The following is a 15,459-nucleotide window of genomic DNA, read 5'->3' as shown; positions in this document are numbered from 1 at the left end:
CCGGAGGAGAGCGCGGCGGTTACCGCGCTCGCCCGTCTGCACGTGACCGGCATCGCCGTCGACTGGCGGGCGTTCTACACCGGTACCGGCGCCCGGCAGGTCGAACTGCCCACCTACGCCTTCCAGCGGCAGCGGTTCTGGCCCGAGGCGGCCCGGAGTGCGGGGACCGAGGCCGGGCTGACCGTGGACGGGGTCGACGCGGAGTTCTGGGCCGCGGTCGAGAGTCAGGACCTGGAGGCCCTGGCGGCCCGCCTGGAGATCGACACGGAAGCGTTGGACGGCGTGGTGTCCGCGCTGTCGGCCTGGCGTAACCGGAGCCGGACCCGGTCGGCGATGGATTCGTTGCGGTACCGGGAAACTTGGCAGGCGTTGAGCGGCACGTTGCCGACGGCGTTGTCCGGGACCTGGTTGGCCGTGGTCCCGGCGGACGAGGCCGAGCACGAGTGGGTTCGGTTCGTGCTTGCCGCGCTGGGCGGGGACGTGGTGCGGGTGCTGGTCGAAGACGCCGAGCGTGCGGCGTTGGCCGAGCAGCTTACCCGGCAGATGGCCGAGTTGACTGCACAGGGTGTTGCAGAGCCCTCGGGTGTGGTGTCTCTGCTCGCGGCTGATGAATGGGCTCGTTGGTCGGGTGTGCCCGCCGGTGCGATGGACACGGCGGTGCTGGTGCAGGCGCTGGAGGATGCCGGGATCGGGGCACCCGTGTGGGCGGTGACTCGCGGCGCGGTGTCGGTGGAGCCCGCCGATCCGGTGGGCCACCCATTGCAGGCCGCGGTGTGGGGGCTGGGCCGGGTCGCCGCGCTGGAGTACCCGGAGCGTTGGGGCGGACTGATCGATCTGCCGCAGGAACTCGACGACCTGGTCGTGCGACGGTTGGTCGGGGTGCTGGCCGGGCCGGGTGATGAGGACCAGGTCGCGGTTCGCGCCTCGGGCGTCTACGGCCGTCGGTTGGTGTCCGCTCCCGCGCCCACCCCGTCCGTCGACCCCACGCTCACTCCCACCGTCGAGAGTGAGGGCGCGACGCGCTGGGACCCGTCGGGCACGGTGCTGATCACCGGTGGTACCGGCGCGCTGGGTGCGCACGTGGCCCGGTGGCTGGCCGAACGCGGCACGGAACACCTGCTGTTGATGAGCCGCCGTGGACCGGGCGCGCCGGGCGCACCGGAACTGGAGACGGAGCTGACCGCACTGGGCGCCCGGGTCACGGTCGTGGCCTGCGATGTCGCCGATCGGGCCGAGCTGGAAGCCGTACTGGCCGCCGTCCCGGCCGAGTTCCCGCTGACCGGTGTGGTGCACGCGGCCGGGGTGCTGGACGACGCGATGCTGGACGGTCTGACCCCGGAGCGGTTCGAGGGAGTGTTCCAGTCCAAAGTCGCTCCGGCGCTGCTGCTGGACGAGCTGACGGCCGACCGGGATCTGTCCGTGTTCGCGCTGTTCTCGTCGGTGGCCGGCGCCGTGGGCAACCTCGGCCAGGCGAACTACGCGGCCGCCAACGCGGTGCTGGACGCGCTGGCCCTGCGGCGCCGGTCGCGAGGTCTGCCCGCGACCTCGATCGCCTGGGGCGCCTGGAGCGGCGACGGCATGGCCGCGCGCGCCCGGCACGCGGGGACGACGGCGCTGGAACCGCGGCTCGCGTTGGAAGCCCTGTCCGAGCTGGTGGCCGAGCCGCACGCGACCACGGTGGTCGCCGACCTGGGCGACAAGCAGGTGCTGGAGGCGCTGTTCAGCCTGCGGTACATCGCGTCGCTCACGACGCTGCCCGGCGCGCGTGAGGCCGCGGAGACGGCCAGGGAAGCGCTGCGCGAGAGCGAAACGGCGGCATCGGCACTACGCGAGCGTTTGCACGAGGCCCCGGAGAGCGGCCGGCTGCCGGTGCTCCTCGACCTGGTCCGTACCCATGCGGCCGCTGTGCTCGGGCACCCCGGCCCGGACGCCATCAAGCCGGACAAGGCCTTCCAGGACCACGGGTTCGACTCGCTGACCGCCGTGGAACTGCGCAAGCGGCTCGGCCTGGTCACCGACTTGACCCTGCCCAGCACCATGGTCTTCGACTATCCGACCCCCGTCGCGCTGGCCCGGTATCTGCGGGCGGAGCTGCTGAGCGACGCCGCCGACGGCACCGACACCACCGATACGTACGGCGCGGGGGCCGTACCGGCCGTGCCCACCGACGACGAGCCGATAGCGATCATCGGGATGAGCTGCCGCTTCCCCGGTGGCGTCAACTCGCCCGAGCAGTTCTGGGACCTTGTCTCCTCCGGGGTGGACGCGGTCTCGGAGTTCCCGGTCAACCGTGGCTGGGACACCACCGGCCTGTACGACCCGGATCCGGACCGCAGTGGCACGACCTACTCCACACAGGGCGGGTTCCTGCACGACGCGGGCGCGTTCGACCCGGTCTTCTTCGGCATCTCGCCGCGCGAGGCGCTGGTGATGGACCCGCAGCAGCGGCTGCTGCTGGAGACCGCGTGGGAGGCCGTCGAACGGGCCGGGATCGACCCGGCCGCCCTGCACTCCACCCTGACCGGCGCGTTCATCGGCTCCAGTTACCAGGACTACGGCCGTGGCGCGGGCGACGGCACCGAGGGCCACATGGTCACCGGGTCCATCCCGAGCGTGCTGTCGGGCCGCGTGGCGTACGCGCTCGGTCTCGAAGGCCCGGCCGTCACGGTCGACACGGCCTGCTCCTCGTCGCTGGTCGCCCTCCACCTGGCCTGCCAGAGCCTGCGCGACGGCGAGAGCTCGCTCGCGCTGGCCGGGGGCGCCACGGTAATGACGACTCCGGACGCGTTCGTGGCGTTCAGTCGCCAGCGCGCGCTCGCCGCCGACGGCCGCTGCAAGGCGTTCTCCGACGGTGCGGACGGCATGGCGCTGGCCGAGGGCGTCGGGCTGCTGCTGGTCGAGCGGCTGTCGGACGCGCGGCGCAACGGGCATCCGGTGCTCGCCGTCATCCGCGGCAGCGCGATCAACCAGGACGGCGCCTCGAACGGACTGACCGCGCCCAACGGCCCGTCGCAGCAGCGGGTGATCCGCAAGGCGCTGGCCACCGCGCGGATCTCGCCCGCCGAGATCGACGCGGTGGAGGCACACGGCACCGGCACGCCGCTCGGCGACCCGATCGAAGTGCAGGCGCTGCTGGCGACCTACGGCCGTGACCGGGATCCGGAGCGGCCGGTGTGGCTGGGGTCCGTGAAGTCGAACATCGGCCACACCCAGTCAGCGGCGGGTGTCGCGAGCGTGATCAAGATGGTGATGGCGCTGCGGCTCGGCGTTCTGCCGCGGACCCTGCATGTGGACACGCCTTCGTCGCATGTGGACTGGTCCTCGGGGGCGCTCCGGTTGCTGGCCGAGCCGGTGCCGTGGCCGGAGACCGGGCAGCCGCGCCGGTGCGCGGTGTCGTCGTTCGGGATCAGCGGTACGAACGCGCACGCGGTGCTGGAACAGGCACCGGCCGAACCGGACCCCGAACGCGAACCCACCCCGGCTCCGTTGCCGTCCGAGCAGGCTCGGGAAGTGGTGCCATGGGTGCTGTCGGCCCGGGACGGAGCCTCGCTGCGCGACCGGGCGGCAGACCTGGTATCGCACGTCGAAGCCGCTCCGGTGGACGTCGCCGATGTCGGCTTCTCCTTGGTGACATCGCGGTCGGCGTTCGAGCGGCGCGCGGTGGCCGTGGGCGCGGACCGCGCCGAATTGTCGGCCGCACTGGCCGCGTTCGCCGATGAGGACCTGTCGGCTCCCGTGGTCCGGGGCGAGGCCGATGTCGAGGGGAAGACGGTGTTCGTCTTCCCCGGGCAGGGCACGCAGTGGGCTGGAATGGGCGCCGCTCTGCTGGAGCGGTCACCGGTGTTCGCCGAACGGCTCCGTGAGTGCGCGACGGCCCTGGGCCGGTTCGTGGAGTGGTCGCTGGAGGACGTACTGCGGCAGGAGCCCGGTGCGCCGTCGTTGGAGCGCGTCGACGTCGTGCAGCCGGTGTCGTTCGCGGTGATGGTGTCGCTGGCGTCGGTGTGGGAGTCGTACGGCGTCATCCCGGACGCGGTCGTCGGCCATTCGCAGGGCGAGATCGCGGCGGCCGTGGTCGCGGGCGCGCTGTCCGTCGAGGACGGCGCCCGCGTGGTGGCGTTGCGCAGCCAGGCGATCGGGCGGCGCCTCGCGGGGCGCGGCGGCATGATGTCGGTGGCGCTGTCCGCCGACGAGGCCCGGGCCCGGCTGGAGGCGTGGGACGAACGGTTGTCGATCGCGGCCGTGAACGGCCCCGGTGCCGTGGTGGTGTGCGGCGATCCGGAAGCGCTGGACGAACTGTTCGCCCGCCTGACCGAGGACTGCGTACGGGCGCGGAAGATCGCTGTGGACTACGCCTCGCACTCGGCGCACGTCGAGGACCTGCGCGACGAACTGCTCACCGAGCTGGCGCCGATCACCCCGCGCGCCTCGCTCGTCCCCCTGCTGTCCACCGTGACCGGTGACTGGCTCGACACGAGCGGCATGGACGCCGAGTACTGGTACCGCAACCTCCGCCGTACCGTGCGCTTCGCGCCCGCGGTCGCGCAGTTGCTGGAAGAGCAGCACCGCGCGTTCATCGAGGTCAGCGCCCACCCGGTGTTGACCATGGGGGTGCAGGCCCTGATCGACGAGGCCGCGGTGCCGGCCGTGGCCGTCGGCACCCTGCGCCGTGGCGAGGACGGGACGCGACGCGTGCTGACCTCGCTGGCGGAGGCGTACGTACGGGGCGTACGCGTCGACTGGACCGCTGCCTTCGGGACGGCGGCCCAGCGGGTCGACCTGCCCACGTACCCCTTCCAGCACCAGCAGTTGTGGGTACGGCCGGTCGAGGCCGAGCGGACCGAGGCGGCCGACCCGGCGGACGCCGCCTTCTGGGCCGCCGTCGAGCGGGCGGACCTCGCGGGTCTGACCGAGAGCCTGGACGTCGACGAGGAGGCCCTCGCCGCGATCCTGCCGGGACTGACCGCCTGGCGCCGTCGCAAGCACGAGCAGTCCACCGTGGACGACTGGCGCTACCAGGTCACCTGGACGCCGCTGCCCGCCCTGCCCCGGGCGACGCTCTCGGGCACCTGGCTGGTCGTCACCGCCGAAGGCGAGAGCCGTACGGGCCAGGGTGATACCGGCGACGACGTGGTGGCCGCCCTACGGGCCCACGGCGCACGCGTACGCCGGGTGGCGCTGGACGAGTCCTGCCTGGACCGTGCCGTGCTGGCGTCCCGACTGGCGGACGCGGTCGAGACGGATGAAGTGGACGGGGCGGACGAGGCCGGTGGCATCGCCGGGTTCGTGTCCCTGCTGGCCGCCGCCGAGGAGCCGTGCCGGGCGTATCCCGAGCTGGCCACCGGCACGGCCCTGGGCGTTGCCCTCGTACAGGCCCTGGCGGACACCGGCGCCGAGGCACCGCTGTGGTGCCTGACCCGGGGAGCGGTCTCCACCGGGCGTTCCGACCGGGTCACCCGCCCGGTCCAGGCGCAGACGCTCGGCGTGGGCTGGACCGCCGCGCTGGAACACCCGCGCTTCTACGGCGGAGCGGTGGACCTGCCGGAGACCCTGGACGAGCGGGGCGGACAGCGGCTGGCGGCCATCCTGGCCGGAGCCGGGACCGGGGCCGGAACGGAGACCACGGGCGGCGAGGACCAGCTCGCCCTGCGCACCTCCGGTGTGCTGGCCCGGCGCATCGTGCGCGCCCCGGCCGGTGACCGCGAGCCGCGCCGGACCTGGGAACCGCGCGGCACGGTGCTGGTCACCGGCGGCACCGGCACGCTGGGCCCGCATGTCGCGCGCTGGCTGGCGAACCAGGGCGCCGAACGCATCGTCCTGGTCAGCCGCCGGGGCATGGCCGCGCCCGGTGCCGCCGAGCTGGTGGATGAATTGGCGGGGCAGGGCACCGAAGCCACCGTCGCCGCCTGTGACATCACCGACCGCGAGGCGCTCGCCGCGCTGCTGGACCGGCTGACGGCCGAAGGCCACACCCCGCGCACCGTCATTCACGCCGCCGCCGTCATCGAGCTGCACACGCTGGCGGAGACGGACATGGCGGCGTTCGCCAGGGTCATGCACGCCAAGATCGCCGGTGCGCGGAACCTGGACGAGCTGCTGGCGGACGCCGAACTCGACGCCTTCGTGCTGTTCTCGTCCGTCGCCGGCATGTGGGGAAGCGGCCAGCACGCCGCGTACGTGGCGGGCAACGCCTACCTCGCCGCGCTGGCCGCCAACCGGCGCGCCCGTGGCCTGACCGCGACGTCCGTCCACTGGGGCATCTGGGCCAACGAACTCGGCATCGGCCGGGTCGCCCCGGACCAGGTCCGGCGCACCGGCCTGGAGTTCATGGACGCGGGCCTCGCGCTGACCGGGATGCGGCGCGCGATGGACGACGACGAGACCGTGCTCGCGATCGCCGATGTCGACTGGGACCGCTACTACCCGGTGTTCGGCTCCGTCCGCCCGACGCCGCTGTTCGACGAGGTGCCCGAGGTGCGGCGGCTGGTCGAGGCCGCCGAAGCGCAGGCCGGGCAGGCGGGCGACGGCGAGTTCGCGGCGAAGCTGGCCGCTCTGCCGCCCGTCGAGCGGGACCGGCTGCTGCTGGACACCGTACGAGGCCAGGCCGCGGCCGTGCTCGGCCACGGTTCCGTCGAGACGGTGGCCGAGCGGCGCGCCTTCCGGGAGGTCGGCTTCGACTCCCTGACCGCGGTGGACCTGCGGAACCGGCTCGCCGCGATCACCGGGCTCAGCCTGCCCGCGACCATGGTGTTCGACCACCCGACCCCGGTGGCGCTGGCCGAGTTCCTGCGTACCGGGATCACCGGCGACCAGCAGCGGACCGCGGCCCCGGCCGTGTCCGCCACCACCGACGAGCCGATCGCCATCATCGGCATGAGCTGCCGCTACCCGGGCGAGGCCAATTCGCCGGAAGAGCTGTGGGAACTGGTCATGGGGGGCACGGACGCGATCTCCGGATTCCCGGCCGACCGCGGCTGGCCCACCGACGCCCTGTACGACCCGGACCCGGACACCCCGGGGCGTACGTACAGCGCGCAAGGCGGTTTCCTGCACCACGCCGCCGACTTCGACCCCGCCTTCTTCGGCATCTCGCCGCGCGAGGCGATGACCATGGACCCGCAGCAGCGACTCCTGCTGGAGACCGCGTGGGAGGCGTTCGAGCGCGCCGGGATCGTCCCCGACACCGTGCGTTCCACCCTCACCGGCGCGTTCATCGGGGCCAGCTACCAGGACTACCAGGCAGGCGGCGCGCCCGGCGGCGACGGCGCGGACGGCTCGGAGGGCCCGGACGGGCACGCGGTCACCGGCACGCTGTCCAGCGTGCTGTCCGGCCGGGTCTCCTACCTGCTGGGCCTGGAGGGCCCCGCGGTCACCCTCGACACCGCCTGCTCCTCCTCGCTGACGGCGTTGCACCTGGCCTGCCAGTCGCTGCGCAACGGCGAGAGCACGCTCGCGCTCGCCGGTGGCGTGAGCCTCATGTCCACGCCGAACACTTTCATCGGCTTCAGCGGCCAGCGGGCGCTGGCCCCCGACGGACGCTGCAAGGCGTACGCGGACTCCGCCGACGGCATGGCGCTCGCCGAGGGCGTCGGCATGGTGCTCGTGGAGCGGCTGTCGGACGCTCGGCGCAACGGGCACCCGGTCCTCGCCGTGGTCCGCGGCAGCGCGGTCAACCAGGACGGCGCGTCCAACGGCCTGACCGCCCCCAACGGGCCGTCCCAGCAGCGCGTGATCCGGCAGGCGCTGGCCAACTCGGGGCTGTCCGCGGCGGACGTCGACGCGATCGAAGGCCACGGCACGGGTACCGCGCTCGGCGACCCGATCGAGGCGCAGGCGCTGCTGGCGGCCTACGGGCAGGACCGGACGCGGCCGCTGCTGCTGGGCTCGATCAAGTCCAACATCGGACACACCCAGGCCGCCTCCGGCGCGGCGAGCGTGATCAAGATGGTGATGGCGCTGCGCCACGGTGTCCTCCCCCCGACCCTGCACGCCGACACCCCGTCGTCCCACGTGGACTGGTCCGCGGGCGCGGTGGAACTGCTGACCGAGCCCACCGACTGGCCGCGGACCGGGCGGCCGCGCCGGGCCGGCGTGTCCTCTTTCGGTATCAGCGGTACCAATGTGCACACCGTTCTCGAACAGGCACCGCCCGTCGAGGAACCCGCCGAGCCCGCCGACGGGCCTCGCGCGGAGATCGTCCCCGTCGTGCTGTCCGGCCGTACCGACGACGCGCTGCGGGCGCAGGCCGACCGGCTGCTGTCCCTGATCGAGGACCGGCCCGGAACGCACCTCACGGACCTGGCGTACTCACAGGCGCTGTACCGGTCGAGCTTCGAACACCGCGCGGCCGTCATCACCCGCGACCAGGACGGCCTGCGCAGCGGCCTGCTGGCGCTGCGCGACGGCCTGAGCGACGCGAGCGTGGTGCACGGCGGCGGGGGCGGCACGGGCCGGGGCCGGCTCGCCTACCTGTTCACCGGGCAGGGCGGCCAGCGCCCCGGCATGGGACGGGAGCTGTACGAGCGGTTCCCGGTGTTCGCCGACGCGCTGGATGCCGTACTGGCGCACCTCGACACCGAGCTGGCCCGCCCGCTGCGCGAGGTCGTGTTCGCGGACGACGGCACACCCGAGGCCGCACTGCTCGACCGGACCGGCTACACCCAGCCCGCACTGTTCGCGATCGAGGTGGCGCTGTTCCGGCTGCTCGAATCCTGGGGCATCGCACCCGACTACCTCGCCGGGCACTCCGTCGGCGAACTGGCAGCGGCACACGTCGCGGGCGTCTTCTCGCTGGAGGACGCGTGCACGCTGGTGGCCGCACGCGGGCGGCTGATGGAGGACCTGCCCGCCGGAGGGGCCATGGTCGCCGTCGAGTCCACCGAGGACGAGGTCGCCGGGCTGCTCACCGACCGCGTGTCCATCGCCGCCGTCAACGGCCCGGCCTCGCTGGTGATCGCCGGGGACGAGGACGCCGTCGAGGCGGTGGCATCCGGCCTGGCGGCGCGCGGCAGGCGGACCAAGCGGCTCCGGGTGAGCCACGCCTTCCACTCGCCGCGCATGGACGCCATGCTCGACGACTTCGCCGCCGTCGCCGCGCGCGTGACCTACCACGCCGCGGCGATCCCCCTCGTGTCCACCGTCACCGGCGAACTCGCCACCGACGAGGAGCTGGGCTCCCCGGACCACTGGGTGCGGCACGCCCGCCGCACCGTCCGCTTCGCCGACGGCATGGCCACCCTCGCCGGGCGGGGCGTACGCACCTTCCTCGAGCTCGGCCCGGACGGGGTGCTCAGCGCCATGGCCCAGGACTGCCTGGACGACGAGGCACGGGCACGCACCGCCGTGATCCCGGCACTGCGCCGCGACCGCGACGAGGTGCCCGCCATCACCGCCGCACTGGCGGGCGCGCACGTGGGCGGCGTGGCCGTGGACTGGTCCGGCTTCTTCGCCGGAATGGGCGCACGGCGCATCGAACTGCCCACCTACGCCTTCCAGCGGCAGCGCTTCTGGGCGGAGCCCGCACTTCCGGCGGTGCCCGCCGCCGGGGACGGAACGGAAGCCGACTTCTGGTCCGCGGTGGAGCGCGAGGACACGGACTCGCTGGCCGCCACCCTCGACCTCGACGCCGAGGCGGTGAGCGTGCTGGCCCCTGCGCTGTCGTCGTGGCGCCGTCGCCGCCGTGACAGGTCCAGCGTCGACGCCCTGCGCTACCAGGCGATCTGGAAGCCGGCGAGCGCCACGCCGAGGTCGCAGGCCCTGCCCGGCCGGTGGCTCGTGCTCACCCCGGCCGGATCCGCCGACGACACGTGGCAGACCGCTGTGATCGACGGCCTCGGCGCGCCGACCGTACGCGTCGAGGTCACCGCGGCCGACCGCGGCTCGCTCGCCGAGTGGCTGCCCGAGGGCGAGTTCGCCGGGGTGCTCTCCCTGCTCGCGCTCGATGACGACGACGCGTTGGACGGTGGCGGGGGCACGGCCCGCACGGCCACCGCGTTCCAGGCGCTCGGCGACGCCGGGATCGACGCCCCCCTGTGGTGCGTCACCCGGGGCGCGGTGTCCGTCGGCCGCTCCGAGCCGGTGCACAGCCCGGCCCAGGCCGCCCTGTGGGGCCTCGGCCGCGTCGTCGCACTCGAACACCCCCGGCGCTGGGGCGGGTTGATCGACCTGCCCGAGCGGATCGACCCGGCCACGGTGCGCCGGCTCCGGAGCGTCCTCGCGGACACCGGCACGGACGCGGAGGACCAGGTCGCCGTACGCGCCTCCGGCGTGTTCGCGCGCAGGCTCGCACACAGCCCGGTGACGACGGACCACAGGACCGGGCGCGCGTTCACACCGCGCGGCACCGTCCTGGTCACCGGCGGCACCGGCGGCCTCGGCGGACACGTCGCCCGCTGGCTGGCCCGCGAGGGCGCGGACCATCTGCTGCTGATCAGCCGACGCGGCCCGGAGGCGCCGGGCGCCGACGGCCTGCGGCGGGAACTCACCGAACTCGGCGCCCGGGTCACCATCACGGCCTGCGACGCCGCTGACCGGGACGGACTCGCCGCGGTCCTCGCGGACATTCCCGAGGACTGCCCGCTCACCGCGGTCATGCACACCGCGGGCGTGATCGAGGACCGCGTCGTGGACGACCTGACGCCGGACGACTTCGCGGCCGTACTGCGCGCCAAGGCGGTGTCCGCGCGGAACCTGGACGAACTGACCCGGGACGCCGAGCTGTCGGCATTCGTGCTGTTCTCCTCGACGGCCGGCGTCATCGGCGCCGCCGGGCAGGGCAACTACGCCGCCGCGAACGCCTACCTGGACGCCCTCGCGGAACACCGCAGGACCCGGGGCCGCGCCGCCGTGTCGATCGCCTGGGGCCCGTGGGCCGGATCGGGCATGGTCGGCGGCAGCGGCGTGGACGCCGACCACGACAGCGGCGAGATCGAACGGCGGGTGCGGCGTGGCGGATTCACGCCCCTCGCACCGGACCTCGCCATCTCCGCGCTGCGCGCCGCCGTCGAGCACGACGACACCGCCCTCACCGTCGCCGACATCGACTGGGGCCGCTTCGTCCTCGCGCACACCTCCGCCAGGCCCGCCCCGCTCGTCGGCGACCTGCCCGAGGTGCGGCAGGCCCTCGTGACCGACGGCGGCGCCGCCGCGGCCCGTATGCCCGGCGAGTCGGAGCTACGGCAGCGGCTGGCGGGCATGCCCGACGCCGAGCGCGGCAGGTTCCTGCTGGATCTGCTGCGCACCCAGGTGGCCGCGGTGCTCGGCCACGCCGACGCGACCACCGTCGAGGCCGACTGGACCTTCCGGGACCTGGGCTTCGATTCGCTGACCACGCTGGAACTGCGCAACGGGATCGCCACGGCCACCGGGCTGACCCTGCCCGCCTCGCTGGTGTACGACTACCCGACCCCGCAGGAACTGGCGGAGTTCCTGCTCGCCGAGCTGCTCGGATCACTGCCCGAGCGGGCGGACCCCGCCACGCGGCCGGCGGACCCCGCCACCCGGCCCCCGGCCGAGGACCCGATCGCGATCGTCGGCATCGGCTGCCGCTTCCCCGGCGGAGTGACCTCGCCCGAGGACTTCTGGCAGCTGCTCTCGGAGGGGCGCGACGCGATCTCGCCGTTCCCGACCGACCGGCACTGGGACCTGGACGCGCTGGCGGCCGGGTCGTCCATCACCCGCGAGGGCGGATTCCTCAGCGGCGTGGCCGAGTTCGACGCCGGGTTCTTCGGGATCTCGCCCCGCGAGGCGCTTGCCATGGACCCGCAGCAGCGGTTGCTGCTGGAGACCTCGTGGGAGGCGCTGGAAGGGGCCGCCATCGACCCCGGCGCGCTGCGCGGCAGTCAGACGGGCGTCTTCGTCGGCACCAACGGCCAGGACTACACCACCGTGCTGCGGGCCGGTTCCGAGGACGTACAGGGGTACGCGGCCACCGGCAACACCGCGAGCGTGCTGTCGGGACGCGTGTCGTACGTGCTCGGTCTCGAAGGTCCGGCGGTCACCGTCGACACGGCCTGCTCGGCCTCGCTGGTCGCCCTGCACTGGGCCACCCGGGCGCTGCGCGGCGGCGAGTGCTCGCTGGCGCTCGCCGGTGGCGTGTCGGTGATGTCGGGCCCGGACGCCTTCGTGGAGTTCAGCGCCCAGGGCGGGCTGGCCCCGGACGGCCGCTGCAAGGCTTTCTCGGCGGACGCGGACGGCACCTCCTGGTCGGAGGGCGTCGGCGTGCTCGTACTGGAACGGCTTTCCGACGCGATACGCAACGGGCACGAGGTCCGCGGCATCGTGCGCGGTACCGCCGTCAACCAGGACGGCGCGTCCAACGGCCTCACCGCCCCCAACGGCCCCTCCCAGCAACGCGTCATCCGGCAGGCGCTGGCCGACGCGGGGCTGGCGTACACCGACATCGACGCCGTCGACGCCCACGGCACGGGTACCACGCTGGGTGATCCGATCGAGGCGCAGGCGCTGCTGGCCACCTACGGCCAGGACCGCGAGCGCCCGCTGCTCCTGGGCACGGTCAAGTCGAACCTCGGTCACACCCAGGCCGCGGCCGGTGTCGCGGGTGTGATCAAGATGGTCCTGGCGATGCAGCGGGGCACCCTGCCCAAAACACTGCACGCGGACGCCCCGTCCCCGCACATCGCCTGGGCCTCCGGCGAACTCGCGCTGCTCAGCCGGCCCGCCGCCTGGCCCGAGACCGGCGGGCCGCACCGGGCGGGCGTGTCGGCGTTCGGCATGAGCGGCACGAACGCCCACGTCATCATCGAACAGGCGCCGGCGGACACGCGGCGACCGGAAACCGAACCCGCCCGGACCGTACCCGCGGTAGTGCCGTGGCTCGTCTCCGGCAAGACCGCGGAGGCGCTGCGCGCCCAGCTCACGCGGCTCACGTCCTTCACCGAGCACCACCCCGAGTTGCCCGCCGCCGACGTGGCCTACTCGCTGGCAACGACCCGTTCCGCCTTCGCGCACCGCGCGGTGCTGCTCGCCACCGAGGACGGGGCGACGGAGGTCGCGCGCGGCGTGGCACGCGGCGCTCGCGGACCGGTCGCCTTCCTGTTCTCGGGGCAGGGGAGTCAGCGGCTGGGTATGGGGCGGGAGTTGTACGGGCGTTTCCCGGTGTTCGCGGAGGCGTTGGACGGGGTGCTGGCGCAGTTCGATGCCTCGTTGCGGGAGGTGATGTGGGGCGGGGAGCCGGAGGTGCTGGATCGGACGGGGTTTGCGCAGCCTGCGTTGTTCGCGGTGGAGGCGGCGCTGTTCCGGTTGGTCGAGTCGTGGGGTGTGGTGCCGGATTATGTGGCCGGGCATTCGATCGGTGAGGTCGCGGCGGCGCATGTGGCGGGGGTGTTCTCGCTGGAGGATGCGTGCCGTCTGGTGGCGGCTCGGGCGCGGTTGATGGATGGGTTGCCGTCCGGTGGGGCGATGGTGGCGGTCGAGGCGGCCGAGGATGAGGTGGCGCCGCTGTTGACCGATGGGGTGTCGGTGGCGGCGGTGAATGGTCCGTCCTCGGTGGTGGTGTCCGGTGAGGAGGATGCCGTCCTGGCGATCGGGGCCCGCTTCTCGGAGCGGGGCAGGCGGTCCACGCGGCTGCGTGTCTCGCATGCGTTCCACTCGCCGTTGATGGACCCGATGCTGGAGGAGTTCCGCCGGGTGGTGGAGGGCCTGGAGTTCGGTGAGCCGCGGCTGGCGGTGGTGTCGAACCTGACCGGCACGGTCACCACCGCCGGTGAGCTGTGCTCGCCGGAGTACTGGGTGCGGCACGTCCGGGAGACGGTTCGCTTCGCCGACGGCATCCGGGCCCTGCGCGATGCGGGCGTGGGCGCGTACGTCGAACTCGGCCCCGACGGGCAGCTGTCCGCCGCGACCGGGCAGCTGATCGAAGACCCGCTGGTGGTGCCGGTGCTGCGCCGCGACCACGGTGAGGAAACCGCGCTGGTGACCGCGTTGTCCCGGCTGCACGTGCACGGCACTTCCATCGACTGGCGCGCCTTCTTCGCCGGGACGGGTGCGGGATGCGTCAGCCTGCCCACGTACGCCTTCCAGCGTCGGCACTTCTGGCCCGAACCGGCGACGCCGAGCACGTCGGCCGACCCGGTCGACGCCGAGTTCTGGTCGGCGGTGGAGAGCGAGGACCCGGCGGCACTGGCCGCGACGCTCGGCCTCGACGGCGACGAGGCGAGCGCGATGGCCCCGGCGCTGTCGGCGCTCTCGTCGTGGAACCGCCGCAGGCGCGAGGTCGCGGTCGCGGATGCCCGGCAGTACCGGGTGAGCTGGGTGCCGGTGCCGGTGCCGGACGTGGTCGCCGATCAGCCGGGTCGGTGGCTCGTACTCGCGGAGGCGGGCGACCCCTGGGCTTCCGCCGCCGTCGATGCCCTGGGTGGTGACGCGCCGGACGCTGAGGCCGTCCGCGTGGTCCGCCGGGTGTCCGACGCCGGCCGTACGGACTTCACCGGCGTGGTCTCGCTGCTTTCGTCCGGCCCCGGTCCGCTGGAGCTGCTGGAGGCGCTGGCGGAGGCCGGGATCGACGCGCCGCTGTGGTGCGTCACGCGGGGCGCCGTGAAGACGGTGCCCGGCGACCGTATCGATGACGCCCGCCAGGCGGCGGTGTGGGGTGCGGGGCGGGTGGCCGCGCTCGAGCGGCCCGAACGCTGGGGTGGCGTGATCGATTTGGCCGAGGCGCCGGATGCGCGGTTCGCCGCGCTGCTCGGCCACGCCGCCGGCGGACCTCGTCCGCTGCCCGACCCGGAGGACGAGCTCGCGGTGCGGCCCTCCGGGGTGTTCGCGCGGCGCCTGGTCCGGGCCACCGCGCCCGCCGGGAGCTGGACCCCGTCCGGTACCGCGCTCGTCGTCGGCACCGGACCGATGGGCGTCCGGGTCGCCCGCTGGCTGGCCCGGGAAGGCGCCGGGCACCTCGTCCTCATCGGGCGCGACACAGTCGGCCTGACGGATGCGGATCTCGCAGCCGAGTGGGGAATCCCGGTCACCGTACTGGCCTGCGACACCGCCGATCGCGACGAGCTCAAGGCCGTACTCGACGTCCTCCCGGCCGGTGAGCTGACCGCCGTCGTGCACGCCGAAGAGCTCGTCGGCGCCACGTTCTCCGAAGCGCTCGCCGGGGTGACGAACCTTGACGTTCTGCTCGCCGACCGTGAGTTGGACGCGTTCGTCCTGTTCAGCTCGGTCGCCGGAGTGTGGGGTGTACGGGGCCGAGGCGCCGAGGCGGCCACGGGGGCCGTTCTGGAAGCCATGGCGCAGCGGCGCCGCGACCGTGGCATGGCCGCGCTGTGCGTCGCGTGGGGCGCGTGGGCGGAGGTCACCGAGCGGTCGATGACCGGCCACCTCCGGGCGAGCGGGCTGCCCGTGCTGGACACGGAGGTGGCGCTCGCGGCCCTCGGCCGTGCGCTCGCGAGTGGCGAGGCATCGCTGACCGTGGCCGACGTGGAGTGGGACAGCTTCGCGCCCGCC

At 73.8% G+C, this 15,459-nt stretch carries 1 protein-coding gene (running past one end of the window); it reads left to right on the top strand.

The genetic code is table 11. The features are described 5' to 3' along the window. The first annotated feature begins 42 nt into the window (after positions 1–42). A protein-coding gene (locus EEJ42_RS05470; protein ID WP_342778246.1) for a type I polyketide synthase crosses the window boundary here: on the top strand, positions 43–15,459 show its 5' portion. 5,337 nt of this gene lie beyond the right edge of the window; 15,417 of the gene's 20,754 nt are visible here — the first part of the coding sequence; its start codon is at positions 43–45; the stop codon falls past the right edge of the window.

Source organism: Streptomyces botrytidirepellens, assembly GCF_003721215.1.
GTDB lineage: Bacteria > Actinomycetota > Actinomycetes > Streptomycetales > Streptomycetaceae > Streptomyces > Streptomyces himastatinicus.
The sequence above is the reverse complement of the archived record's forward strand: the minus strand, read 5'-3'. Positions and strand labels throughout refer to the sequence as shown.